Raw genomic sequence first — 26,733 nt, 5'->3', positions numbered from 1 at the left:
TATGGTTAATGAAGAAGAACGCTTGCGTAGAACTATGATGTTTGTGCCTGGGAACAACCCGGCTATGGTAAAAGATGCCGGTATTTATGGTGCAGATTCAATTATGTTTGACCTAGAAGACGCTGTTTCAATGACGGAAAAAGATGCAGCACGTACCTTAGTTTATGAGGCGTTATCTACAGTGGATTATGGTAATGCTGAATTAGTAGTACGGATAAACGGGTTAGATACACCATACTATGAAAATGATATTAAAGCGATGGTAAAGGCCAAAGTTGACGTTATACGGTTGCCTAAGACTGAAAATGCGAACATGATTAAAAAATTAGAACAACTAGTTGAAAAAGCAGAGAAAGAATTCGGAGTTCCTGCCGGCTCTATTCATTTAATGGCTGCAATTGAGAGCGCAAAGGGCGTGTTGAATGCTTACGAAATTGCATGTGCTTCTAAACGAATGATTGGGTTAGCGCTATCAGCGGAAGATTATACTACTGATATGAAAACACATCGCTATCCCGATGGTGCTGAATTAGAGTTTGCGAGAAATATGGTTCTTCATGCTGCACGTGCTGCAGGAATAGCTGCATTTGATACAGTATTTACTAATATGGACGACCCAGAAGGCTTTTATCGGGAAACTAAACATATCCATCAACTTGGATTTGATGGCAAATCGCTTGTTAACCCACGGCAAATTGAAATGGTTAATAAAGTTTACGAGCCTACCCGCAAAGAGATTGAAAATGCTCTTAATGTAATGGACGCTATTAAAGAAGCGAATGAAAAAGGCTCAGGGGTCATTTCAATGAATGGTCAAATGGTTGATCGTCCAGTAGTTCTTCGTGCACAAAGAGTAGTACAGTTAGCTAAAGCTGCTCACTTATTAAATGAGGAAGGTGACTATATTGAAAAATAGTGTAGAACGTGAGTTACCGGAAAATATTATGAATAAGTTAAACTTAAGGCCCTACAAAAGTACAGAAATCGGCAATCCCGAAATTCAAAGAGTAGCGCCAAAGGTAAGAACTACAACTGGTGAAGGCAAACTTGTTGAATCTCTTGAGAAAGTGGTTAAGGATAATGTTAAAAATGGGATGACGATTTCATTTCACCATCATTTTCGTAATGGAGATTTTGTTTTCAATCAAGTAATGAGAATTATTATTGATTCCGGAATTAAGGAACTTACTTTGGCTCCTTCTTCACTTACTGGTGTGATGAATAATTTAGTTATTGAGGCTATTAAAAAGGGAACTATCACTGCCATTACCAGTTCTGGTATGCGTGGTGAATTAGGCGAATTTGTTTCACACGGTGGCCTGAAAAATCCGGTTGTTTTTCGTTCACATGGCGGTCGAGCACGTGCTATTGAGGAAGGCGCAATTAAAATTGATGTAGCTTTTCTTGGGGTCCCGAATGCTGATAAGCTTGGAAATGCAAATGGTATGGAAGGTAACGCTGTTTTTGGTTCACTGGGTTATGCTCTGATGGACGCACAGTATGCGAACAAGGTTGTTTTGTTAACTGACAATTTGGTCCCATATCCAAATACTCCAGCTTCAATTAAACAAACTCAAGTTGACTATGTAGTTAAAGTTGATAAAGTTGGGGACCCGGATAAAATAGGTTCTGGAGCGACCCGCTTTACTAAAGATCCTAAAGAACTTAAGATTGCTAAAACTGTAAATAAAGTTATTGTTAATTCGCCTTACTTTAAAAATGGTTTTTCATTTCAAACAGGTTCTGGCGGTGCCGCACTCGCAGTAACACGATACCTGAGGCAATCAATGATCGACAATAACATTAAGGCCTCGTTTGCACTTGGAGGGATTACTAAGCCAACCACAGACTTGCTTAATGAAGGATTAATTGCCAAAGTTATGGATGTGCAAGACTTTGACAAAGGTGCTGCTGAATCGATGCATACTAATAATAAGCAGCAGGAGATAGATGCTTCGTGGTATGCTGACCCGTATAACAAAGGTGCAATGGTTGATCAGCTTGATGTTGTGATTTTATCTGCTTTAGAGATTGATACTAAGTTTAATGTCAATGTTATGTCTGGTTCTGACGGTGTTATTCGCGGAGCTGTGGGCGGACATCAAGATGCTGCTACTGCTAAATTGACTATCATCAGTGCTCCGCTGGTACGTGGAAGACTGGCTACTGTAGTTCCTGATGTGACTACCGTCGTAACCCCGGGAGATTCGGTTGATGTGCTGGTTACAGAAGTAGGGATTGCAATTAATCCTAAACGTAAAGATTTGATTGCTAAACTCAGCAAATTACCGGGAGTTAAAATTTATTCGATTGAAGAGCTTCAAAAAATGGCTGCAAAATTAGTTGGTACTCCTAACCCAATTGAATATACCGATAAAACCGTTGCTTTAGTTGAGTATCGTGATGGTACTATTATTGACGCGATTAAAGAAGTTAAGAAATAAGGATTTTTGATATTATTAAGGATGTGTTTGGGGGTTCTACTGTTGAGATCAATCTTTGAAGATGGTTTTGAACAGAATATCTTGGCTGTTTTAAGCTGGCGTGATAGACGAAGTGAAATTCAAAAAGAATTATTACGTCAATTCCCGCAAAAGACTTTAATTGCAACTAAGTTAAATATTCCGGGACCCATTAAAAATAACGCACGGATTAATCAATTATTTGAAGATGGGTATGCTTTTTTGAAAAAGAGCATCATGATAATTGCAGATAAACCTGTTAAGGAAATAAGGTTAAGGCTTCGAACAGGCAGCGAATCCTTCTTGGTTGTTGATACTGCACCCAAGCTGATAAAAGAAGCAGCTGTTAAGTTTGAAGATAACTACCCCTCAGGGCGGCTATTTGATGCTGATGTTCTAAATTCGGAAATAAGCAGCGCAAAGGCGCTGTCACGCTCAGATGTAAAAATAAAACCGCGAACTTGTCTGGTTTGTGAAAGGCCAGCGAAAGAATGCTCCCGGTCTCGAAAACATTCAGTTGCTGAACTGCAGAAAAAGGTTAGCGAAATCTATTGGAAAAAGTTTGGACAAAGCGAAGGTAATGACTATGGAACGATTGGATCAAGTAAAATCAAAGGGTCTTGATGATAATCGGGATGAAATTGTCAGGATAGCGACTAAGGCATTGCTTTATGAAGTAACGGTTTTGCCTAAACCGGGTTTAGTTGATCCCCTTAGTTCGGGTCCTCATCCTGATATGAATGTTTTTAATTTCATAGACAGTGCAATCAGCTTGGAGTCTTATTTTGCCCAAGCTTTTACGGCTGGCTGGAACTATACTGCTAGAGATTTTAGCGAATTGTTCACCAAGGTTCGTGCATATGGAATTACTGCAGAACATACTATGCTGCTTGCTACCAAGGGAATTAATACACACAAAGGCGCAATTTTTTCTTTAGGAATTTTAGTAACTGCAACTGGCTATGTATTAAGTTGTGGTAATTTAAACTTGGATAAAATCGTTGAAGTTGAAAAAAAAATGGTGCATGGGCTGGTGAAAAAAGATTTCGCAAAAATACAATTTAAGCCGGTAAATGAACTTACAGCAGGTGAACAACAGTATTTAAAGTATGGTGAAAGTGGAATTCGAGGAGAAGCTGAAGATGGGTACCCAACTGTGATGAATGTTGCCCTGCCATTTTTACGACAAAGTAAGGGAACACATAATCAAAGGCTTTTGGATACTTTCATGATCATTGTCAGTTGTTCGAATGACAGCAATCTAATAAAACGTGCAGGGACAAATACTATTGTTAAGCGGGTACATGAGCAGGCAGACGAATACCTTTTGTTAGGCGGAAGTTGTAAAAAAGAAGGAAGAGCTAAGCTTGCCGAGTTAAACGAGTTTTTTCTTAAAAAGAATTTAAGTTTAGGCGGCTCTGCTGATCTACTAATCTTAACAATATACTTTGGCTTACTGGAAGGTATTTTATAGGTTGTCCTACTATTTTGGGATGACAATATAAGTTGTCCTAAAAATTTTAAACTTAAATAAAGTAAAAATAAATATGGTCCAGTTTCTTTTAAGAGGAGCTGGCCCTTATTTTTTTGTTTTTTATCGGGATAGGGTTACCCATGATATCAATATCTAATAAACATGCAACTTGATGTACCGATTCAAATACTGAGATAGTAAATAGCCTTACTTGAGCATAAAAGTCCGCATTTTTAAGCATTGTTTTGAAGAAATATTTTAAACATAGTAGTTTTTAATACGATAATTAAGTGAAAAAAGGTTTTATTCGTAATAGTTATTGCAAGCGTGTGGTTATAATTAATAAAAAGCTGGTCAAGAATTCTATAATTATTTTTTATTAAATCATGGTTATTTGACTATAAAAAAATGCACATGGTAGTCTGAACCTAATGTATAGGAAGAAAGTGATGGCGTGAATTTATTAATGATGAGTTTGTTTTTATTACTAGTTGGTATCATTGCAGGGGTAGTTAGCACTGTAGGCGGATTGGCTTCTTTAGTATCTTATCCTGCTTTATTGGTTCTAGGGTTGCCGCCGGTAACAGCTAATGTGACTAATACTGCCGGTCTAATTTTTACTGGTGTAGGATCCGCGTTAGCATCACATCGAGAATTAAAGGGGCATACTCGTGACTTGTGCATGCTTTTACCATTAACTATTATTGGTTGCATTATTGGTGCGCTATTGTTATTTGCTATTCCTGAAGCAACTTTTCAAAAAGTAGTGCCCTTTTTTATCTTGGCTGCAGGTATCCTAGTATTGGTACCACGTCATATTCAGGTTAATACGACTTCCAAAATATCTAAGGTGACTTTAAAAACAGTGGGAGCTTGGATTGGTGTTTTATTAGTAGGTATTTATAGCGGTTATTTTGGTGCAGCCGGTGGGGTTTTGATGTTATCAATGCTTTCAGTGATCAGTAATGCTCCCTTCGCGGAGTATAATGCGCAAAAAAATCTGGCATTGGGTGCAGCCAACTGTGTTTCAACGATAGTTTATTTATTGCAGACTAAGATTCATTGGGTATTAATACTGCCATTAGGAGTCGGATTCTTAATTGGCGGTTTGATCGGTCCTCAAATTGTTCGCTGGATACCAGATTATTTGATTAAATTAGTGATTGGAATTGCTGCATTAGGTTTAGCGTTAAGTTTATTTATTCATGCTTATTTCTAAATGTTAATACTTTTTACTTGTTAGTGATTAAAAGGATGAGACATAATTTATTTTGATTTTGAAAACTAGGTCATACTTAACACCCTTTGTGGATGCCAGTAGGGAAAAGTTCAGATTAAAATTAACTAAATAGAATAGGGGGAGTGTGCCAATAGTCGTTAGACTCTGAGCATTAACTGCAAATTACAATCATAGTCCGGCTTTCACGATATAACTAATGTCTCATGAATGTTTAAAGACTTTCAGCTTTTACCACATAATTTTTAACGTATAACGTTATTTAAACTTTTGCTTTGTTACAGGATCAAAAATATCACTGATTTCCTAAAACAACGAGGTCACCAATTGCATTAGCTAAGTATAAAAGTTACTCATTAACTGCTAAGAAACTGCGTGTTATCCAGCAATAGTGATGTCGCATGTCCAAAGCTTAGAAGAAAAATTTAAAGTAAAATTAATTAAAAAAATACATGGAGAATATGTTCCAACTGACTCGGGTTATATCTTGTTGAGTTATGCAGAGAACATCTTGCATTTATGTAAAAAATGTTCAGATGTACTGAAACCGAAAAGTTCACTTTTGAAGAAATTAATTAGAATTGGAACTACTTCTATTGATACTTACTTGCAACTGTTGCGTGTGACTTTCGCTTTCAGCACCCTAATATTCATTTTTTTCAATAACCAATACTGCAGATGCTTTTAAAGGTTTAGAGACCCGGTTAGTGGATATTATTTTTTCACCTTTACCACAGAGGTATGTGGGTGACCAGCACTTTTTTATAGTTGGTGAAGTTGGTTATGAGAATCTTTTTCTAGTATCTGATGAGGATAGTCCTTTAACTAAGGGAAAGAATCTCTCAATTAACAGTTTGAAAAAGGAGAAGTTTATTATCTGTGAGAAGGGTTTGGATACAGGGGAGATTTTAGAGAAATGGCTGTAAAGTAATAATATTGGCATTGGGAATTTTATCCGTATGCAACAATATGATAATATCAAGGAGGGAATCTCTGAGAATATTGGGATTTCAATTTTGCCGGATACTTTTTTAAGCGCTAAGAAAGAGTACACCTCTGAGGTCATTAGATGCTCCTTCTTTTCCTATTAAACATAAGTTTTATGTGATTACAACCAAGGATAAAGCTAATATTGATTCAGTAATAAATTTTTCCAACTTGGTAAAGTAAATCTGGTTTAAAAAAATATTCTGCAAAGATTTTTTGATACATAACGAACAAAGAATATTAGCTGATTGACAACAGATCTTCATTTTTAAACTTGATTTCTAACAACACAGTAACGCAAATTGCAGGCAATAATTTTTGTAAATAGTTTTTTATACATATTATTATTATGAATCGTAAAAATAAGGAAGCAGAAAAATGAAATTATTTTTGCTGCTGTTTTGTAAACCGCCTAATCTAAGGAATTAAAAGACCAAATAAACCTTTATCTTTTAGAAGGAGTTAACAAAACAACATGGATTCTTTACCTAACAAAAAGCATTATATTAGTTGGCCGATAATCGCCTTTTTGGATTTTGTAACAATTATCGGCTTTGATGATATTCTTTATCCCTTACAAAACCAAGGATTGTCAGTTGTTTTTACCTGGATATTTATGGTTGTTGCTTTCGTGATTCCTTATGAAATGTCGGTCAGTCAGTTGGGAGCTACTTTTACTGACAAAGAAGAAGGAGGACTTTCTTCTTGGGTACGCCACAGTACAACTGATACTTTAGGCTACTGGACAGCCTGGATGTATTGGGCAGCTAGTCTGCCATACATTGTTGATGTTGCAAATTCAGTTATTATTTCATTTGGCTGGCTGATTACAGGCAATAATTCCTTGGGAAAACAGATGTCAAATTTTACCTTTGGGTTGCTGACTTTTATCATTATTTTGATTTTTATTCTACTGCAGAATTTTTTTAAACATTCAATGGAAGTAATGGCAACGATCGGTGGCGGGGCAATGTTCTTGATGACTGTTTTGTTTGTTGTCATGACCGTTTATTCCCTTACTCATGGAGGACAGATTGCTACCCAGCCCTTTAATTTAAGTTCTTTTGTTCCACATCTCAGCCTGCAATATTTTTCGACAACTGGGCTGTTAATGTTTGCAGTCTGCGGTGCTGAGCTCGTTGCTCCCTATTTGATCCGCATGCGTAATCCGAAAAAGGATTTTCCTAAAGCAATGTGGCTTGTTGCGCTTATGACTGCTTTTTTGACAGTTTTCGGTACTCTTTCCTTAGCAATTTTCTTCAATGCTAATGATTTGCCACACGACCTTAAAATGAACGGTTCATATTATGCTTTTCAATTACTGGGTCAGCAGATAGGGTTAGGCAACTTTTTACTGTACATTTTTTCTATTGTTCAAGCGATTTATATGATGGCTCAGCTGGCAGTTTTATTGGATGCGGCGAGTTGGGTAATCGCCGGAGATACCGCGGCCAGTTTTATGCCGCAATGGATGAGTAAACGTAATAAAAACGGCCGGCCTCTAAACAGCTATCTCTTGACCAGCGGACTATGCCTCTTTTTATTATTGATGAGCGGAACATTACCTGACATCAATTCGATTTTTAATTGGTTGCTGAATTTAAACGGCATTGTTTTTCCGTTTAAAAATTGCTGGGTCTTTCTAGCTTTCATTGCTGTTAGGCTGCAAGCCGACAAGTTTAATTCTTCATTTGTCTTTATTAAAAATAAAGCTGTTGCGATTGCAGTAGGCAGCTGGTGCTTCGTTTTTTCTTTTCTTTGTGCACTGATGAGTTTTATTCCTCAGGATGTAAAATTTGGAACTGCAGCTTATGCTCAGCAGCTGCTGATGAATCTCTTTTCCGTTTTTGTATTGTTTGGGGCCGGTCTGATTATGCCGTTTTTAGCTCGCTTGGAAAAACGTAAACAAGCTAAAATGAGCCAGCTGCTAAAATAATCAATAGTATTACGGAACGGTAAAAAAGCTTAAAATGTTTACCATTTACGGAAACTGTAAGATAGAAAAAAGGAGGGGTGTACCGATGGTCGCTAGGTTTTGAGTATTAACTGTGAGTTACAGACATAGTTGAGCTTGACTATGAGTAACTTCATGGGTAAACAAAAAAGACTGACTATTGAAACACGTTATTTGCATAGTTCAGGTTAAAACGGAGGGACTGGGTCAAAAGTTACATTTTGACCTGGTCCTTTTATATTTTTCCAGCCCGACCAATTAAAAAATGAAATTAGTCGTTTTAATTAGTAAGCTGATTAATACAATAAAAAAGATGGCTTTATCCAGAATATTACTTGAATAATGCCATCTAAAAGGTGTATTTGTTTTCTTAGAACTGCTTGTTTGCAATTAAAGAGATCAGCTTTAATTGTTTTAAAAAGTCCACTTTGATTTTTTTATAAAAGTTTCCTTACATTGCAGGCTAGATATCCCCATTATAGGCTGCTTGGAAAATTTTAATAATGTCTTTTTTAGTTCCTTTACGAGGATTGGAAAATGCATTTCCGTCTTTTAAGGCATTTTCTGCCATTAATTCAAAGTCTTCCGGTTTAGCACCGATTTCTTTAATGGTTTTTGGAATACCGACATCTTCAGAAAGCTGTTTCATGGCTTTGATGGAAAGCATTGCAGCATCGCGGGTTGATAAACCGGTAGTGTTTTCACCCATAATTTCTGCTAATTCAGCAAATCTTTCAGGGCAGGCAATAATATTATACTTTTCAACATAAGGTAAGAGCAGGGCACAGCAGACACCATGGGGGGCATCATATTGACCGCCAAGTTGATGAGCCATTGCATGAACGTAACCTAAATTAGCATTGTTGAATGCCATTCCAGCAAGCATTTCAGCTTCAACCATTTTAGTACGAGCTTCAAGATTATGACCATTAGCAACTGCTTGCCGCAGAGATGTTTCAATTAACTTTATGGCTTCAATACATTGCGAGTCAGTAATTGGATTACGATCAACAGAAACGTAGGGTTCAACTGATTGAACAAAGGCATCCATACCAGTCGCAGCAGTTACCGACTTGGGAACATCCAGCATTAGAGTCGGATCATTGAATGAAACAAGCGGTATGTTTCTCCATGAAACAACAACAAACTTTAAATGAGTTTCTTCATTGGTAATAACTGCGTGCCGAGTTAATTCTGATCCAGTCCCTGCAGTGGTATTAACGGCTATTAATGGCGGAAGCGGTTTATCTAAGGTTTCGATCCCAGCCAGCTTAGTAATGTCAGCGCCATTAGTTAAAATAATTCCAGCACCTTTACCGGTATCATGCGATGAACCGCCACCAACAGTAATGATGGAATCAGCGCCTGAATTTTCGTATAACTTTTTAACTTCTTTGATATTGTGAATTTTTGGATTAGGCTCAACACCATTATAAATAACGTAATCAACGCCAGCAGCTTTTAAAGAATTGATAGTCTGTTCGACTGGACCATCCTTTAGTTGTTCAAGAAACCTTTCAGTAACAATGACCGGCTTCTTCATTCCGAGCATTTTTGCTCTGCTACCAACCTTGGTAATAACACCCGGTCCAAAAAAATTAACACTTGGCATTAAAAAATCATAACTGCGTTCCGACATATAAGATACCTCCTTGTGAATTTTTTTACAATATTATTCATCTACATAATAAAACATTTCTTAGAAAAATTAAAGCGTAAGTTGTTTAAACGAGATTTTTACAGCAGTAATTTAATAACTACTGTGGACCTTCAAAAATATTTAGTTTGATGTTGACAAAACTAATTAGTTCCTGTAAAGTTTAGTTTGTTAAAAAATATAAAACTAACTAAAATGGTGAATTTAATTAATGGGGTGTAAAAAATGGATAACAAAGAAATTTTTGACGAATTGACAACTTTGGCACGCCAGCCTGCAATCTGGTTTGCGGCACGCAGCCTTTATGGCCGCCATAATAATCAGCGCCCAGACAACCGCCGCCGTTTATTACGCGTTTTGGCAGAAACCGACAACGAGTTAACGGCAGGGGCCATCGCTGATATTTTAGCGATACGGCCTGCATCGGTTACACAAATTATAAAAAAGTTAGAGGCGCAAGGTTATATTCAACGTATTAAAGATGAGGAAGATGCGCGGGTAGTCCGCGCAAAAATTACTTCCAAGGGCCGGAAACAATTAGAGTCGTTAGAACGCAAACAAACTGATTTTCAGACAGCGTTGTTTGATGTGTTTGACAATGATGAACGCGAGCAATTTGGTAAAAGCTTGCGTAAATTGAATAAACATGTGACATCGGATGAATATCTTGCTGAAGTGCGCAGTAAAATGGATAAACACCTGCAATTTCACTTTGATCGTTTCATTGATCCTGCGAGAATGCATAAAATTCATGAAAATAAATTTTGGCGTTTTCAAAAGATGCAAGAACACAAGCATGATTTTCATCCTAATGATGATGAACGTTTATAAAAAATATGATTCAATGCAGGTGGATAAGAATTAGTGACTGTCTTTTACGAAAAGTGAAAGTTTTTGCTTGTATAACTTGAAATAAGACAAAGGAGAAGGATCAATGGCAGATAGAACACTTGAAACGCACCAGATAATCGCCAAGGAGGATAAAGTGCAGTCCAAAGCAAATGCTGCAGGGCTTTGGAAGATTATAAAAATAGCACGCCCGCAATATAAGTGGATGATACCAGGTTTATTTTTCTCAATTATCGGTGTGGTCTTTAACTTATTGACTCCAAAGTATTCGGGAAAGCTGATTAATACATTTGGAGCTCAGAATCTACAAAATGTCCACCTTGATGGAAAAATTATTGCCCTGGTCTTGATTCTCTTTATTGGAGGAGCTGTCATTTCAGCTATTGGAAATTTTTTGACGGGTGTGGCTGGCGAGCAGCTAGTACGTAATTTGCGGGAAATTGTTTGGGACAAACTGGTTATCTTTAAAATGCCGTATTTTGACAATGTAAAGTCTGGAGAAACGACTTCACGTTTGACAAACGATACTTCACAGGTAAAAACGCTGGTTGCCAATACACTGCCTAATTTTTTGACTAGCATGATTTCAATGGTAGGCGCGGTGATTTTAATGTTTACCACTGATTGGCACATGGCAATTTGGATATTCATCGCAGTGCCAATCACCGCATTACTGGTAACACCGGTCATGCTTTTTGCTTCAAAAATAGGCCGAGGTACACAAGACGCTATGGCAGATTTTAGTGGCGAATCTCAAGAAACTCTTGCTGAAATGCGGTTAGTGAAGTCTTCGGGTGCTGAACAGCATGTTTTGAAACAGGGTATTGTTCAAATACAGAACTTGTTTAAATTTGGCCGGCGCGAAGCCATTGTTGATGGTGTGATGGGGCCAATTATGACGATGGTGATGATGGGGTTGTTTGCCCTGATCCTAGTTGTCGGTTCGCTGCGTGTTGCTAAAGGCGAATCATCAATGGGCACGCTGTTTAGTTTTATTATGTATTTATTTCAAATTATGCCGGCTTTAGTAAGTATTGGTACATTTGGTTCAACTTTTGCTAAAACACAAGGTGCAACACAGCGGTTGATTACCCTGTTGGACGAACCCGTTGAAGAATTCGATAAAGGAGAAGATACTGACGTTGAAGGATCAGTCTTGACAGCTGATCATGTTGATTTTGAATATGAAGCAGGCAAGCCGATTCTGCATAATATCTCATTTGAAGCAAAGCCTAACACGATTGTAGCTTTTGCCGGTCCTTCTGGTGGCGGAAAATCAACGATCTTTCAACTGCTTGAACGTTTTTACGAACCTACCGGAGGTACTATCAGTATTGGCAGCCGCAATATTGAAGATGTTTCACTTAGTTCATGGCGCTCGCAAATCGGTTTTGTATCACAAGATTCTTCAATTATGGCTGGTACAATTCGTGATAATTTGACGTATGGATTGGAAAAAAAGTTTACAGATGAACGCTTGTGGGAAGTTTTGCAATTGGCCTATGCGGATAAGTTTGTTGATAAGATGCCTGAAAAACTAAATACACAGGTCGGAGAACGCGGAGTGAAGGTTTCAGGTGGACAGCGCCAACGTTTAGCGATTGCACGGGCTTTTTTACGTGATCCTAAAATTTTGATGCTGGATGAAGCAACAGCGAGTTTGGATTCGGAATCTGAAGCAATGGTGCAGCGTGCGCTTGAACAGTTGATGCAAAATCGGACGACATTAGTAATTGCACATCGTTTGTCAACGATTGTAGATGCCGACAAGATCTACTTTATTGAACAGGGTGAAGTGACCGGCTCAGGGACACATCAAGAGCTGCTGAGTAACCATAAACTGTATGCAGAATACGTTTCTGAACAATTTGTTACTAAATAAGGTAAACTTGAACTTTTATTTATAGAATAATAAGGGAGTGTGCCAACAGTCGTTAGGTTTTGAATATTAACCGTGAATTACGAACATAGTCCGAATTTGACTATGAGTAATTCACGGCTAAGCAGAAAAGATTGATCACTGAAACGCGTTAATATGGAAATCACAAGAGAGTACAAAAGAGAGAGTGTGACATAAGTCGGTAAAATTTGAGTACTAACAAGAAATTACGAACATAGCGAGTAATTTGCTATGAGTAATTCGAGGGTAGACGGAAAATTTTGACTTATGGAACACGTTTATCCGGAATAAATAGAGGAACTAGGTTAAAATTTCACTTTTGACCCAGCCCTTTTTTGTTTTAATCTGCAATTAACGTTCAAAGTACGTCATCTCTCAGAGTTAATCTTCTTTTTTATCCGGGTTATAAACTTTCTGTTGGGCTTGGGCAATACGCAGCAGCAGGTTTTTATCATTCTGGTTGTCACTTTGTGCTGCAAAATCATATAACAAGCCGTAATTTACGTGTGCGTCAGTAATGTTGCCACAGACATCCTGAATTTTTTTTGCTTTTTTTCTAACTTTTTTTGCTTTTTTAGGAGCGAAATCCATAAAGTAAGTTGCTGAATACCTTAAAGTCTTTGCTTTTTTACGAATGTGGTGTACACGAGTGTAATCCTTAAAGTCCAGATCATCATAGAATTTTGTCAACTTCTTTTTTCGCCGTTTTAATTCTTGGTAGATATATTTGTTCCAATCGGTTTCTTCATCAAAATCAAGGATTCCCAGCTGATCTTTGACTTTGGTAAGGTTGGTTGTTAGTTTCTTTTGGACTGTCTTTGTCAAAGTTTTGCGCATCACTTTTTTTCGTTTGGTACGAAAATTTTGGAAGAAGTGGCGGTAATCGGTTCTTTTTTCGGGATGATTATAGGCAAATTCACTGGATTTAGCGATCAACACGTCGAATTCTCGCAAGTCATTGAAAATTTTGGCTGCTTTACTGAGACTTTTATCAATGTCAGCGAAGATATCAGGTGGTAAGTCTCGCTTTAAGAATTTGAATAGGCCGCGTAAAGTACGGATAGCAACGCGTAAGTCATGGGTCCGGTCTGCATCATAAGGATTATTTTGATAGCGGATCAATTCTTTTTCAATTAAGTCATACTGCCGCTGCAAAATAGTTAGAATTGATTTCATTGTTCTTCCCTCCCTTTTTAGTATTTCAGATAACAAGACATTAGCCAAAATGTAAAAAAACGACTATATTTAACTTCAACATAGCATACTTGGGAGAAAATTTGGAGAAATAAGCCAGTAAAAAACAGAAATGATTAAAAGACAGGTGTGAAAAGTAGATAAATGATGCTAGGAAGCACTGACACCTCCATCAACGTTTAAGACCTGTCCGGTTATAAAATCATTCGACATCAGGTAGACATAAGCTGAAGCTACTTCGTTAATATGCGCAGTTCGGCCAAGTGGAGTCTGTGCTGCAACTTCTTTTTCCCGTTGGACAAGCTGCTCATTTGTTAGGTTGCGCCAAAGGCCTGTGGGACTCCAAGTAGGGGCAACAGCATTAGCCCGTTTTCGCTCACTCTTCATTTCAAGTGCTAAGCCCTTGACTAGTGTATTGATTGCCTGATTACCAACGATAGCTCCGGAAGCATTGCTGGGATGACCGCCAGTTCCAGAAGTGAAGGTGATCGAGCCGCCAGCATTTATAAAAGGCACAGCTGCTTGTGCTAATTGTAGGTTTACAAAGAACTTATCTTCAATCGCTTTACGGATATCTGCAAGCTGACTATCAAGAAAGCCGCCGCCCATCGCACCGCCTAGTGTTGAGATAATGTGATCATAAAAGTTATTTTTTGAAAAAAAGGCAGTTAATTGATCCTGTTCAGAAGCATCAAGTACGGTTCCTTGTAAAGCATAGCTTTTACTTTTTTGTTCATTGACAAAATATTTAAGTTTGTTTTTGCTTCTTCCAATTATGCTGACTTTTGCTCCTAAGGCTAAACTTTGAAGCGCTACTTGTTTTCCGAATCCTGATGTACCGCCAACTATCAGAATCTTTTTGTTTTTTAGAAGCATTACACTGACCTGCCTTGTTTTAATTTGAGATGCTGCTTTCACAGACTGACTAAAAGAGAATTGTTTATTGCAATAGGGCAACTTTAGTGTGAAAGAATAACATCTACTCATAACATATCACTAAAGGTTTAATATTTTCTAGCTGTTTGTTCTTTAAAAGGTGCAACTCTAAATTACAATAAGCAGTAAACTTTATTTAGTCTAAAATCTACGAATGTAGTTGCCACTAGTGAAGCCAGTAGTTTGGACACTGATAAAAGCATTCGTGTCGCTATCAAGGATGATCTTTTTCAAAAGGAAAATTTCATTTTTTTGAATGACCATTAAAATCATATCTGTTTCTTGGATGGCATAGATGCCGCTGCTTTTAAACGAAGTTGTACCATGGCTGTAATTTCGTAATTTTTTAATTAAGTCGGCTGTTTGTTTGGTAAAAATGACCAAAGTTACGTTTTTTGTTGAATGTAGCTGACAACGACATCAGTTCCTCTCGTAGAACTGTAGAAACTACCTAGAACAGCAAAAGCTGAATAAAAAATTTTCCATTGATTTTCTTGCACAATTTTATGGCGAACTTTCTTTGATCTCTATTCGCTTTGCACTGAATAATGCAACTAATCCAGAATGGGTTCAACCAAAAGCCGAGTTGATGAACATGCTGCAACAAGAACTGTTTGCAAAAGTATCGACTGCACAGTTTTGATTTTTGAGTTCAGTGTTAGAACAGATAGCTTTTACCGCATCATTCTTGTTTAGCTAATAATGAAGGAAACTGTGAAATTTTTTGCCGTTTCTTTTTAATTTTAAAATTATTTATATTATTAGCTTATATTTAATTTCATAGCCGAGTTGGATTAAACAAATAAATGCCTTTGTAATTAAAGACATTACTTTATGATTCGTTTAATATACTAATATTGCAAGAGCTTTCAATACAAACTATTTTGTTCATCTAAATGAGCATGATAATTTATAGAATAAAATAAAAAATTTTGATACCTATTAACTCTATATTGTTTTGTCCGATATAAACAGGTATTGTCCTTTTTTCGTGGAGAAAAAAGGCGGAAAAATAAGTAAGGGAGTTTATATTTTATGGAACGAAGAAACAAAAGTGTGGGTAAGGCAGTTGCAGCAATGTTACTCATACTTGCATTGATCCCAATTGTTGTGATGCTGCTTAGCGCATATCACAGCACCAAGAATCTTTTATTGCAAAGATCGGCTAACACACGCGAAAGTGCTGTTAAAACGGTATTGGATACACGTGATTGTATGGATGTTTCGGTTAGAAAAGCGTTGACAACGCTGAGCGCAGAAAATCTTTTTAAAAAACAATTTGTATTGCATGATATTAAAAAGAAGATCACAACAGCAGAAAAAGAAAATGACGCGCTGTATAATACAATTTTTGCAACATCTGATGGCAAATATGCTGCAACATATAAGACTTCAAGTGCCTTTGATCCTACTACACAGTCGTGGTATAAAGGTGCAATTAAGAATATGGGCCACGTCTACTGGTCCAAAATGTATTATGATAGCACTTCAAAAAGTAATGTTATTAGCATTTCTAAAGCTGTCCGCAATTCAAAAGGGCAAGTAGGGGTACTTTCATTTGTGGTTTTATATGATGATGCACAAGAGGTTCTTAATCATTTGAATGTTGGTAGAACGGGAAATGCGATGTTGGTATCAAATAATGGTGTTGTGATTGCCGCAAAAGATAAAAAAATGATCGGCAAAAGTATAGCTAAAACTATGGCTTTTAAAAAAATTAAAAAAACTTCGAAAAAATCTGGGAATATCACAGTAGCTGGCACTTCTCCCATTGAAAAAGTTTACTATGATCAAGGTGGAAAAGAGAGTGGGACAGTTGTTCTTGCTCAATTTAAAAGTGATGAACTAACTCCGGAACTGCACTCCTTGGTTAAATCTTCGATTGTCATATTAGTGATAATGTTGATATTTTCACTTTTAATGACTTTTGCTTTTGTACGTGTAATTAAACGAATTGTTAATATGCTTAGTTTCTTCTTTGCAGAAGCTGGAAAAGGAAAATTTGAAAAAATTAATCCGGAGCGCTTAAAGGCCAAAAATTTCTTTGAAAGAAAAGTTAATCATTTTGTGCATCCGCATAAGCATGGAATTGAGCCGCAACGCTTAGCTTTTGAATATAACAGTATGATCGATTCAGTAGGAAATTTGATTCAAGGAGTTCAAAAAGAAGGAAAAAAAGTTGCTACAATGTCAAAATCGTTATTTGAATTATCGCAGCAAACAAGCAGTGCTACTGAAGAAGTTGCCAAAACAATCACAGGAATCGCTGAAGTTACAGGATCACAAGCCGATGAAACACAAAAAGGCGTGACCCAAATGCGTGAACTTACTGATACGATTCAAGTAATGCACGGCAACGTGAAAGAAATGAGTAACAAGTCACAAGAATCAAGCAGCATGAATCAAGAAAATATTGCGCTTACAGGTGAAGTTAATTCTAATTGGCATGCTGAATTAGCTAAAATGGGAGAATTAATGAGTGGTGCTGAGAAAATGAATGATAATATTCAAAACGTGAATAAAATTATTGGTGTTATTAATGAAATTTCACATCAAACGAATTTATTGGCATTGAATGCCTCAATTGAGGCAGCTAGTGCAGGTGAAGCAGGAAAAGGGTTTGCCGTGGTTGCTGCTGAAATCAGAAAACTTTCGGATGAGACTAAGGAGTCTACTAAAGAAATTAAGGACATTATTAAAACGATTCAAAAACAGTCTGCACAGATGGTTGCACAAACTTCTACTTCACTTGCTGGTGGCGAAAAGCAAGCAAAACTTATTAAAAATGCAATTGAATCATCACAAACCGTTTATTCCAAAGGTTTGGATATACTCGACGGGATTCGCCATATTGAAAAAGCAAGTTTAAGCATCGAAGGAATTCAAAATACAGTATTAGGGGATTTGGAGAATATTTCAGCTTCAACAGAAGAAAATTCTGCAGGGGCAGAAGAAGTTTCAGCTAATTCAGAAGAAGTTTTAGCAACAATGGAAACTTTCACTGCTAACGTTGCCGAATTAGCAAAGATTTCTGAAAGACTTGAACAAAATCTAACAAAAGACTTTAAAATCATCGAATAAAAAATATATTATTTAAAATAGGAAGTGTACCAATAGTCGTTAAACGTAAACGAAATGGGCTGACTATTGAAATACGTTAATGTGCATATTGCAGATTAAAACAGTGGGGCTGAGTCAAAAGTTAACTTTTGACTCAGCCCCTATTTATTATCGGTACTTATGATCCAGTATATTGTTAATTTAGGATGGAGAACCAGTTAATAACAGTACTTTGGACTACTTTCTTATAGTAATACTTTTCCTTTATTGTAATTTGCCACGCGTTCGCTTTCCGGCATCATATTACCACCAGTTGCCCATACAATATGCGTGGTGTTCTCATTATTGAATACCGGAATGTTGTTAATCAATGGTGTGATTGCGGTAAAACCAGCAGCGGCTGAAGGCTCAACTGTAATCTGATGTGTATCCATTAACTTTGCAGCAAAACGATATATTTCGCTATCTTTAAATGTGACACTGCCGAATAATAGTGTACGCATTACTTTACCGGCTAACCTGGATGGTCGGCTGACCGCTAATCCATCTGCTGCTGTCAGTCCGTCTAAACCGATGTCTTGAACGCAGATTTTATTATTCAGCTTAGTCATCATTCCCAAGGTTACTGAAGGTACATGAACAGGTTCGCAGAAGATCGCATGAATATAAGGCCCGACGATTGTCTTCAAACCGAATGTGACTCCACTTGGGCTGCCGCCGACACCTGCCGGCAAGTAAACTACGACCGGATGTTCGTGATCGATTTTAACATGCTGTTCCTTCAATTGTTTCTGTAAACCCACTGCCGCAACAGCATAGCCTAAGAACAAATCACTAGAGCCTTCGTCGTCTACGAAATGGATACTAGGATCCGCTAAGCTGTCTTTTCTTGCTTGAGTAATTACATTGGAAAAATCAGTGTTGAATTCTTTAACAGTGACACCATGGTTCCGTAATTTGTCTTTTTTCCACTGACGAGCATCGTGGGACATGTAAACAGTGGTTTTGAACCCGAATGAGGCTGCTGCAATGCCGACGCTCAGTGCAAGGTTTCCAGTAGAAGCAACAATGACGCCATAGCTTGAAAATATATTCCGGTATTTTTCACTTGCCAACACTTGATAATTGTCTTGATAGACAAGGTCTGATTTGGCCATTGCAACGTGTTCAGCAAATTTTAAAACTTCATAAATGCCTCCGCGTGATTTAATGGATCCTGAAATAGGTAATTGACTATCAGCTTTTAAAAATAATCTGCCAGGCAGCTTCTGGTCGGTTACTTCAGACCAACTGTCTTGCAGCTGATCAAGTCTGATCAGCGGGGACTCGATAACTCCATGAGCTGCTGCTGTTTCAGGGAAAACTTTCTCCAAATAAGGAGCAAATCTTTCCCATCTTGCAACTGCATCAAAAATATCTGCTTTGGAAAACGGCAGATCAGCAGGCTGACCATAATCTGGATTTCGCCAAAAAATTGGTTTTTCATCCATGAGATCTTTGACTTGCGGATATGCTGTAATTAATGACGTGTTATTCACGATTATCTAATCCTCTCAATATTGTTTTTGAAAATGGCGTAAAATTATGAATATTATTGGTTCATATGCGTGCTTTAGAAGAAATAAGCACTGCACACAATCTAGTTGTTTAGATCTAATATACACTGAAATGTTTTAGGAACGGTTAAAAGTGAGATTTTAATTAATAATCCAGTTAAAGAAGTTAATTTTGTTAGTTTAATTAAGTATGACGGTTTTTTTGGTTATTAAAAAAAGAAGTGAAATTTGTTGGTTCACTTTAAAAAGATAATATTACCTAATTTTAGCAATGGTAATTTTATCTCATATAAGTGGGCAGTAATAATATACAAATCAAAGAAAGAAGTGTGGTTATTTAAGGGGAAAGCTATACTTTAAGTTAAGTATAATCATTTTGAGATTTTTAAATACAAGAATATTTAAAAGACAGTAGGCTTTGAATGGTAAGGCCTTACTTATATTGAGAAGATCAGTGGGCTATTTTTATTATGAGACAAACAAAGTTAGAAAAACTACAATTGGCATGGTGCTCCTAAGTCAATATTTGGTACATGTTTTTCTAGACACTTGTTCTGATTCTTTCAGTGTTGAACCAATTAATATAATTTGAGATTCTGAGAATTAAGTCCTCAAAGCTTGAGAAGTGCGTTTGAAAAACAAATTCTCGTTTTAATAATGAGTGAAAAGCTTCTATTGGGCTATTATCGTAAGGATATCCTTGCTTAGAATATGAATGGAAGATTTGATGTCGTCTAAGCAAGTTTTCAACATCACAGCTCGTATATTGTGAACCCATATCTGAATGAAAATATGCTGGCCTTTTATGATGTTCAAGTGCTTAGTTAACTGTGTCTACTACTAGTTTGACATTCATCTGTCGTCCTATTTTATATGCGAGTATCTTATGAGCCTTTGGCTCATACACTGAACTAAGATATACCTAAGTTCCAGGTCGTAGCTCAAGATAAGTAATATTAGCTCGCCAAGTACTAGCTTTTGGCTTGTTTTTAATCAGATTGGGACGTTGTAAATAATCAACATGAGTACCAGTTTTTTTAAAACGTCGATGCATGAGAGAGTGAATCTTCATTTCTTGCATTAGCCGAAAAATTCGTTTGACACCAACTATAATTTCCAGTCTACTTAATGCTAGTTTGATTCTTGGATAACCATAAGCGCGATAGTTTTCTTCCCAAATTTTTCGAATGATTTCTTTTAAATGACGGTCAACACGATCGTGTTGACTAGGTCGATAGTTCAACCAATGGTAATAGGTGCTGCGAGCTAATCTTAAAGTTGAAAGTATTAAGGATAGGCGGTGATAGGATAACTGAATCTTAACGAAAACAAGAGTTTTAACTCGCCCTAATGCTTTCCCAGTAACACCGCCTCAGCTTTTAAAATCTCCAATTCCTCCTTGAGACGTTGGTTCTCTTTTTGTAATTTTTTAAATTCTTTAGAAGTAACTTCAGTTCCATCATCAAGTTCAACAGATTTTGCATCTTTAATCCAGTTATGAATTGATGCAGGAGACACTGCATATTCTTCTGAAAGAGAACGCACAGATCTCTTTTCCTCGGTGTACATTTTGATAATGCTCGCTTTAAAATCATCAGTATATCGTTTCATATAAAAACTCCTATCCTAGTATTTGGTACACAAATATTTAGACATTTGTGTACCAAATACTAGGATAGGAGCAGTTTTACTAACTTTATGTTAATTCGCTGAGCGGTTAGAAATAGTTTCTACTTAATCTCCACATTACGGTAAAACAGCACTGTCCCATAAGGTGAAATCTGCAAGCCCTTAACCTTGTTTTTCAGCAGGTATGACATACCACCTTGATAGACAGGAGCAGTGAATGCATCTTTTTGCAGCAACTGCTTCTCTGCTTGGATCAAAGTATCCCAACGTTTTGTAGGATTAGTTGCGTAGGTAGTAGCTGCTTGATTCAACAGGTTGCGGAAGTTGCTGTTATTGTAGTCATCATCTAAATGATACTGTCCGCCATCGCTGATGAAGTTGACCGGATCGGCATAGTCCGGCTGCCAAGTACCGTAAACGATATCGTAGTTATAGGCAGTAGTTGCTGCTAAGCGGGACTTCAACGGAATCGAGCGCAGTTCCACAGTTAAGCCGGGCAAATTGGTTTCCAGTTTGCTTTGCAGGTATGCGCCAATCTGTTTGGAATCTGTCGTATCAGAGGTCAGCAATTGAATCGTAATTTTATTTTTGCCGAGTTCTTTCTTGGCTTCGGCCCATTGCTGCCGTGCTTCTTTCAAGTTGTAACTCAGCATGTTACCAGCATTTTGCCGATAATCATCGCCTGTTTTAGAATTATAAGCAAAATTCTTCGGTACAATTCCATTTAACGAGGAGCCGACATGCAGGACGTTGTTAACCAATGTTTTTTTATCGAAGCCCATTGCAATCGCTTTGCGGAAATGAACGTTTGCAGTTGTACTACGGTGAACGTTAAACGACAGAGAACCGATTAACGGAATCGGTTTGGAATGATAGCCGGCTGTACGTTCATATTGTTTAATATAATCAGTTGTCAACATTACATAGTCGAGTTTGTTAGTCTTGTAGAGATTTCCGCCGGTGGCAGCATCTTTCACGACTTGCACGTTAACCTTATTGAGTTTAACATTTTTCTTATCCCAATAATCTTTGTTTTTCACGTAATTCCATTTGAGATTAGTACCTGTCCAGTTGGCAACCGTAAAGGGACCATTGTAAACAGCTTTTGCTGAAGTAGTACCGTAGTTGCTGCCATATTTTTCAGCAACCTTTTTGTCTTGCGGATAAAAAGGTGCTCCGGTCATCAGTTCTGAGAAATAACTGATAGGAGATTCCAAAGTGATTTGGAGTTTATAATTTCCGAGAGCCTTGATGCCAAGCTCTTTAGGTGCTAATTTGCCGGCTGCAATTTGAGTGCCGTTTTTAATTGGTTGAAAGCGCTGGGAATTAGGCGATGCTGATTTTGGATCAACCATCTTGCGCCAAGCATATACGTAGTCTTCAGCGGTTACAGCATCACCATTTGACCACTTGGCATTTTTACGTAAATTAAATGTGTAAGTTTTTTGATCCTTGCTGACAGAAACGTTGGCTGCTCCAGCAAGCACCGGCTTATTTTTTGAATTGAAACGATATAAGCCTTCGAACGAATTCTGCAAAGCCTCCAGACTGGTAGTGTCACTATATTTAATAGTGTTGAGTGTTGCCATTTCGGCATTAGATGCTACATTTAAGATTTGCTTCGAACTGCTGCTTGAAGAGCTACTTTTTCCGCAAGCTGTCAGGAACACTGCAGTTGTTAAAGCAACACCGGCTAGTGCTAATAATCCCTTTTTCATGATACTCCCCCTACAATTAAAAATAACATTATCAAGTAAATAAAAAGAGCCTCCAGTCTATTCGTGACTGAAGGCTCTACTACGAAAAATAAAAATTTTTCTAGCAAATAGAGTGATTCTGCTTCACGAACGGCAATTCAAAGAACATGTTGTGCATTTCACAACATGAACAGCAATTACACATTAATGAATAGTGTTCGTAAATCATCGCAGAAGCTCCTCTCAAACTTATCAACTATCGATGTTAATTTTAGAGTAGTTGTTTAATTAGAATCTGTCAATAATTAATTATTCAAGTCTAAAATTGTTACCATGGTATGAGCTGGTGCTTCAAATACTTTTGAGGATAATTTAATAAAAATAAAGATGATATTTTGAACTTGCTGCAAGTCTGTTTGCAATTATGAATTTTAAACTGATTAAAATCTTTTATAAGGGGGCGATTTGAATTGACCTTTAAAAAATATGAGAATTTGCTATTATTAAGATACAATTAATAAAATATGCAAATTTTAGAGAGAATGGGTGGAATTTTATGAGTGAAAATGTCATAGTTGGGATTCCAGCAGGGATTGCCAGTATTAAAGGAACGCCTCGTTATTACGTTAATGAGGCTGATATAAACGGAATCATTAAAGCAGGCGGCACTCCACTCATGATTCCAAGTCAGGCAATCGGGTCCTTAGATTATTATTTAAGTGTTTGCGATGGTTTCTTCTTTACCGGTGGACCGGACGTTTTACCCGCTTTTTATGGGGAAGAACCCCATGTTAAGATGGGCTTTAGCGATATTAAACGTGATCGCTTAGAATTGGCTTTGGTAAAAAGAGCATTGGTTGCCGGCAAAAAAATGCTGGGAATTTGCCGTGGGATGCAGGTAATCAACATTGCACTGGGCGGAACAGTTTACCAGGATCTGGAAAGTGAATATGGCAATCAAACTGAGCATCTAATTAAGCATTTTCAAGCTGCTCCAACCGCAGAGCCGACACATTACGTGGAATTTGAAAGCGGCACACGTTTGAACAGACTGTATGGTTCGCGTCAGTTGGTTAACAGTCGTCATCATCAAGCTGTTCGCAATATTGCTGCGGGATTGAAAGCAGCTGCATTTGCCAAAGACGGTGTAATGGAAGGGCTGGAAAGCAAAGACAGTGATCAGATTCTTGCAGTTCAGTGGCATCCGGAAATGCTGGCAGCAGCTGATCCTAAAATGCAGCAGTTTTTTGACAGCTTTGTAGGAAGCCTGAAATAATAATTTTTTGCTCTTAATTAGTCAGAAAAGAGAAGATAGACGATAATGGAGATCACTACAGTTACCCCTAAAGACATAGACCAAATTATCGCAATTGAACAAGCTGGTTTTTCTGCCGCTGAGGCGGGTACTCGTATTCAGTATTTGGACAGAATTGCTCATTTTGCGGGAACATTTTTAGTAGCACGTGAAAATAGCGCTGCAATCGGTTTTGTCTGCGGACCTGCAGTGCAAGAAAGCGAGCTTTCAGACTGGATGTATGAACGGGCAGTTGACAATTTGCCATTCGGCGGTAATCAGATGATCCTAACAATTGCAGTTGCCCCTCAATGGCGAAGAAAGCATATCGGCAGTCATCTTCTGGCGGCATTGGAAGAAACAGCCCGGACAAAAGGTCGCAAAAGTATAGTGTTAACCTGCTTGCAATCACGGATCCGTTTTTATGAACACAATGGTTATTGTAATACTGGAATTTCTTCTTCGCAGCATGCTGCTGAGATCTGGTATACGATGAAGAAGTCTATTCAGGCACCCCTTAAAGATAAGTACTATGGAACTAAAGTTGAGGTTAACAAACCGTTATCATATTTAAAAAAATAATGAGTATTGATAAATTAGAAAAGCATAGTAAAATTTACGTCCTTTAAAGATTAAGTTCTTTAGGGCGTTTTTATATTCCAGAAGCAGGGTTTTTTAATTATGCTGAAACTTTTACTTTTGAAAATTCACAAGGTATTTAGAAGTTGTGATTTTTCTGGTATCGAAAATTTTATTTATGCGATTATAACTATCAAGAACCGACCAGTTGGTTTATAAGGAGATTGATATGCAAAATAGTCGTAAAAAGATTCTTGAAGTTGCATTAACTGCTTTTATCAAGCATGGTTATAATGGTATTTCGATGAATTAAATTGTAGCAGAGTCAGGGATGTCCAAGGGAGCTATTTACCATTATTTTAAATCCAAAGATGATTTATATGAACAGACAGTTCAAGATTATTTGTCGTGAGCATATCAGATTGGGACTCAAGGCTTTTTTGCCAAACTGTTTCTTCGATGGGGGCCTTTTTAGAGGCTTATTGAAATTATTTGCTCAAGCTGATTAAGTCTGCAGAAAAACGGGAAGAAATTATAAACCTTCTGATTTTTATCACAGAAGCAACTCAGAGACTAGAGAGTGTAAAAATTTTACGTTAAAAATCAGAAAAGCAAATTCTTTCAGCTATCATTAAGCAATTAGTAAGATTTGATCTTGCTGGTCAAATGTCTGAGTTAGCTCAAGTGATTATGGATCTGGTTGAAGGAGTAATGATTAGTTATGCTTCAGAAAGTATTGGTTTGCCAACAGCTGATCAAATATTGAAACGACATTTTACTTTTATAATTAGCAAAAGTGATAAATAGATATTTTTTTAGAATTTATTTTTATTTTGCAAAAATTAAACCAACTGGTCGGTTTAACAAGTCAAAGGAGCTTCTCAATGAAACCAAAACAGCGTTTTAGCATTCTATTCGGACTAAGTCTAGCAATCTTGGCATCAAGTTTGGACTTATTGGTTGTTTCGACTGCCATGCCTAAGATTATTTCAGCTCTTCAAGGAGAATAGTATTATACTTGGTCAATTACAATTTATTTCTTAACAATGGCGATTGCGATTCCATTACTGGGTAAATTATCAGATATTTATGGTTTTAAAAAAATTTATTTATTTGGAATTTTTACATTTCTGATTGGTTCATTGTTAGCTGCAGCTGCCTCCAACATTTGGGTATTGATTAGCGGTAGAGCAATTTAAGAAATTGGCGGTGGTGTGTTAATTTCTAATTCATTGGCTGCGGTTGGACTATTGTTTTCACCAACTAAGCAGACTAAATATATAGGAATTCTTGGTTCTATGGGAATTGTTACGAGTGTTTTCGGCCCAAGTTTTGGCGAATGGCGTGTTAGCAGTCATTTTAACGTTTGTTCCGTTATATTTAAGAACAGTTCACCATCATTCATCGCAACCTGCAAGCAGTTTCTTAACACCTATGATGATTGCAATGATAATTTCAATGTTAGTGAATTGTAGTTGAAAAAACTAAACGATATAAGGTAATTACCATTTTAGGTGGCTTGTTAAGCATTGCTGGCAATTATCCATTAACCAAGTTAACGATTTCAACTAACAGTTCGATAATCTTATTGGGCTTAATGGTTGTCGGCATTGAAATGGGAGCTTGCATTCCAACATTTTCATCCTTAGCTCAAAGTAACTTTAAACAAGATTAAATCGGGGCAGTTACAGGAGCTGCTCAATTTTTTAAAACAATTGGGATGACGGCCTTACCAACAATTGCCATGACAATTGTGACTAATCATCTTCAAAATTGGTTGAATAATTTTAAATGGCAGCAAACACCTTCATCAATGATAGGTGTTCTTAAACATGAAACTATTATTTAAATTCTGGATTTTTAGCAAAGATTTTATTAAAGCTCCCCTTGGAAATTCGGCAGATACTTAAACCAATTTTTAGGTCATTAGCTGGTCTTTTGAGTTCGGCAATTAGTTCAGGATTTTGGATTGGGTTAGGCTGCATGGTTTTAATGACACTGCTACTGCTTGTTTTGCCAGCAAGATTATTGATTGATAAAAAATGAATTTGAGCAAACTGGTTGATTTTAGCAATAGAGTAGCAAGTCTCCCAAGGATAAAAACTTAATGGCTATAATTAAGAAACAGGGTATAGCGAAAGATTTTTTTGCTGCAAAGATTTTTTTGCTGCAAAGATTTCTTAGTAACAAGCTACCAATATGTTTTTAAAAACCGAGCTATATCCCTTAAAGTTAGTTGGGATATAGCTCATTTTGAGATGATATCTT

The 26,733-nt window shown here is 37.1% G+C and carries 24 protein-coding genes and 1 pseudogene; 18 read left to right on the top strand and 7 right to left on the bottom strand.

Features of this window, described 5'->3' with window-relative positions:
* Position 1 precedes the first annotated feature (1 nt).
* The 7 genes from citE (at position 2) to FD46_RS02990 (ending at position 8,096) form a co-directional block, all read left to right on the top strand.
* Positions 2–916, top strand: a complete 915-nt coding sequence (citE, locus tag FD46_RS03020) for a citrate (pro-3S)-lyase subunit beta (protein WP_057895714.1) — start codon at positions 2–4, stop codon at positions 914–916.
* The gene (gene citF / locus FD46_RS03015) at positions 906–2,444 is read left to right on the top strand and encodes a citrate lyase subunit alpha (RefSeq protein WP_057895713.1); all 1,539 of its coding nucleotides are present in this window, start codon (positions 906–908) and stop codon (positions 2,442–2,444) included. Before citE ends, citF begins: the two co-directional genes overlap by 11 nt.
* A gap of 42 nt (positions 2,445–2,486) precedes the next feature.
* Positions 2,487–3,086 (top strand): citrate lyase holo-[acyl-carrier protein] synthase, encoded by a 600-nt coding sequence (citX, locus tag FD46_RS03010; protein ID WP_235805542.1) that lies wholly within the window; start codon positions 2,487–2,489, stop codon positions 3,084–3,086.
* Complete coding sequence (gene citG / locus FD46_RS03005; RefSeq protein WP_057895712.1) at positions 3,049–3,936, top strand: triphosphoribosyl-dephospho-CoA synthase CitG; 888 nt, start codon at positions 3,049–3,051, stop codon at positions 3,934–3,936. Before citX ends, citG begins: the two co-directional genes overlap by 38 nt.
* A gap of 466 nt (positions 3,937–4,402) precedes the next feature.
* Positions 4,403–5,155, top strand: coding sequence for a TSUP family transporter (locus tag FD46_RS03000; RefSeq protein WP_057895869.1), 753 nt, complete (start codon positions 4,403–4,405; stop codon positions 5,153–5,155).
* Between the two features lie 725 nt (positions 5,156–5,880).
* The gene (locus tag FD46_RS02995; protein WP_057895711.1) at positions 5,881–6,099 is read left to right on the top strand and encodes a type 2 periplasmic-binding domain-containing protein; all 219 of its coding nucleotides are present in this window, start codon (positions 5,881–5,883) and stop codon (positions 6,097–6,099) included.
* A 536-nt stretch (positions 6,100–6,635) separates the two neighbouring features.
* On the top strand, positions 6,636–8,096 hold the full coding sequence (locus FD46_RS02990; protein ID WP_057895710.1) for an APC family permease: 1,461 nt from the start codon (positions 6,636–6,638) through the stop codon (positions 8,094–8,096).
* A gap of 481 nt (positions 8,097–8,577) precedes the next feature.
* Here FD46_RS02990 and FD46_RS02985 read toward each other — a convergent pair whose 3' ends face one another.
* Positions 8,578–9,753, bottom strand: coding sequence for an iron-containing alcohol dehydrogenase (locus FD46_RS02985; RefSeq protein WP_057895709.1), 1,176 nt, complete (start codon positions 9,751–9,753; stop codon positions 8,578–8,580).
* A 243-nt stretch (positions 9,754–9,996) separates the two neighbouring features.
* On the opposite strand from FD46_RS02985, the gene FD46_RS02980 reads away from it, so the two are divergent.
* Both FD46_RS02980 and FD46_RS02975 read left to right on the top strand, forming a co-directional pair.
* Positions 9,997–10,602, top strand: coding sequence for a MarR family winged helix-turn-helix transcriptional regulator (locus tag FD46_RS02980; protein ID WP_057895708.1), 606 nt, complete (start codon positions 9,997–9,999; stop codon positions 10,600–10,602).
* A gap of 103 nt (positions 10,603–10,705) precedes the next feature.
* Entirely contained in the window at positions 10,706–12,502 is a 1,797-nt protein-coding gene (locus FD46_RS02975) for an ABC transporter ATP-binding protein (RefSeq protein WP_057895707.1), read from the top strand.
* Between the two features lie 399 nt (positions 12,503–12,901).
* On the opposite strand, the gene FD46_RS02970 is transcribed toward FD46_RS02975, so the two are convergent.
* From FD46_RS02970 to FD46_RS02960, 3 genes are all read right to left on the bottom strand, one after another.
* Entirely contained in the window at positions 12,902–13,696 is a 795-nt protein-coding gene (locus FD46_RS02970; RefSeq protein WP_057895706.1) for a CHAD domain-containing protein, read from the bottom strand.
* Between the two features lie 168 nt (positions 13,697–13,864).
* Positions 13,865–14,590 (bottom strand): SDR family oxidoreductase, encoded by a 726-nt coding sequence (locus FD46_RS02965; RefSeq protein WP_057895705.1) that lies wholly within the window; start codon positions 14,588–14,590, stop codon positions 13,865–13,867.
* Positions 14,591–14,791: 201 nt separating this feature from the next.
* The gene (locus FD46_RS02960; RefSeq protein WP_057895704.1) at positions 14,792–15,034 is read right to left on the bottom strand and encodes a DUF2179 domain-containing protein; all 243 of its coding nucleotides are present in this window, start codon (positions 15,032–15,034) and stop codon (positions 14,792–14,794) included.
* A gap of 651 nt (positions 15,035–15,685) precedes the next feature.
* On the opposite strand from FD46_RS02960, the gene FD46_RS02955 reads away from it, so the two are divergent.
* Positions 15,686–17,731 (top strand): methyl-accepting chemotaxis protein, encoded by a 2,046-nt coding sequence (locus FD46_RS02955; RefSeq protein WP_057895703.1) that lies wholly within the window; start codon positions 15,686–15,688, stop codon positions 17,729–17,731.
* A gap of 224 nt (positions 17,732–17,955) precedes the next feature.
* Here the strand turns inward: FD46_RS02955 and FD46_RS02950 are convergent, their stop codons facing one another.
* From FD46_RS02950 to FD46_RS02940, 3 genes and pseudogenes are all read right to left on the bottom strand, one after another.
* Complete coding sequence (locus FD46_RS02950) at positions 17,956–19,248, bottom strand: D-serine ammonia-lyase (protein ID WP_187329015.1); 1,293 nt, start codon at positions 19,246–19,248, stop codon at positions 17,956–17,958.
* A gap of 559 nt (positions 19,249–19,807) precedes the next feature.
* Positions 19,808–20,877: pseudogene (locus tag FD46_RS10175) on the bottom strand (IS3 family transposase).
* A gap of 119 nt (positions 20,878–20,996) precedes the next feature.
* Positions 20,997–22,613, bottom strand: coding sequence for a peptide ABC transporter substrate-binding protein (locus FD46_RS02940; protein WP_057895701.1), 1,617 nt, complete (start codon positions 22,611–22,613; stop codon positions 20,997–20,999).
* A 535-nt stretch (positions 22,614–23,148) separates the two neighbouring features.
* On the opposite strand from FD46_RS02940, the gene FD46_RS02935 reads away from it, so the two are divergent.
* The 8 genes from FD46_RS02935 to FD46_RS10655 all read left to right on the top strand — a co-directional run bounded on the left by FD46_RS02935 (position 23,149) and on the right by FD46_RS10655 (position 26,314).
* On the top strand, positions 23,149–23,868 hold the full coding sequence (locus tag FD46_RS02935) for a gamma-glutamyl-gamma-aminobutyrate hydrolase family protein (RefSeq protein ID WP_057895700.1): 720 nt from the start codon (positions 23,149–23,151) through the stop codon (positions 23,866–23,868).
* A gap of 45 nt (positions 23,869–23,913) precedes the next feature.
* Positions 23,914–24,468, top strand: a complete 555-nt coding sequence (locus FD46_RS02930) for a GNAT family N-acetyltransferase (RefSeq protein WP_083479351.1) — start codon at positions 23,914–23,916, stop codon at positions 24,466–24,468.
* A gap of 310 nt (positions 24,469–24,778) precedes the next feature.
* Entirely contained in the window at positions 24,779–24,877 is a 99-nt protein-coding gene (locus FD46_RS10725) for a TetR/AcrR family transcriptional regulator (RefSeq protein WP_420805340.1), read from the top strand.
* A 254-nt stretch (positions 24,878–25,131) separates the two neighbouring features.
* A complete protein-coding gene (locus FD46_RS10535) occupies positions 25,132–25,272 on the top strand; it encodes a hypothetical protein (RefSeq protein WP_235805540.1) in 141 nt (46 codons plus the stop codon).
* Positions 25,273–25,349: 77 nt separating this feature from the next.
* Positions 25,350–25,475 (top strand): hypothetical protein, encoded by a 126-nt coding sequence (locus tag FD46_RS10660; RefSeq protein WP_268872842.1) that lies wholly within the window; start codon positions 25,350–25,352, stop codon positions 25,473–25,475.
* Between the two features lie 15 nt (positions 25,476–25,490).
* Complete coding sequence (locus FD46_RS10165) at positions 25,491–25,664, top strand: MFS transporter (RefSeq protein WP_268872843.1); 174 nt, start codon at positions 25,491–25,493, stop codon at positions 25,662–25,664.
* 15 nt (positions 25,665–25,679) lie between these two features.
* Positions 25,680–25,940, top strand: a complete 261-nt coding sequence (locus tag FD46_RS10330) for a hypothetical protein (protein WP_157047078.1) — start codon at positions 25,680–25,682, stop codon at positions 25,938–25,940.
* Positions 25,941–26,185: 245 nt separating this feature from the next.
* Positions 26,186–26,314, top strand: coding sequence for a hypothetical protein (locus FD46_RS10655; protein ID WP_268872841.1), 129 nt, complete (start codon positions 26,186–26,188; stop codon positions 26,312–26,314).
* Positions 26,315–26,733: the final 419 nt, after the last annotated feature.

Source organism: Liquorilactobacillus oeni DSM 19972, from assembly GCF_001436275.1.
GTDB lineage: Bacteria > Bacillota > Bacilli > Lactobacillales > Lactobacillaceae > Liquorilactobacillus > Liquorilactobacillus oeni.
The sequence above is the reverse complement of the archived record's forward strand: the minus strand, read 5'-3'. Positions and strand labels throughout refer to the sequence as shown.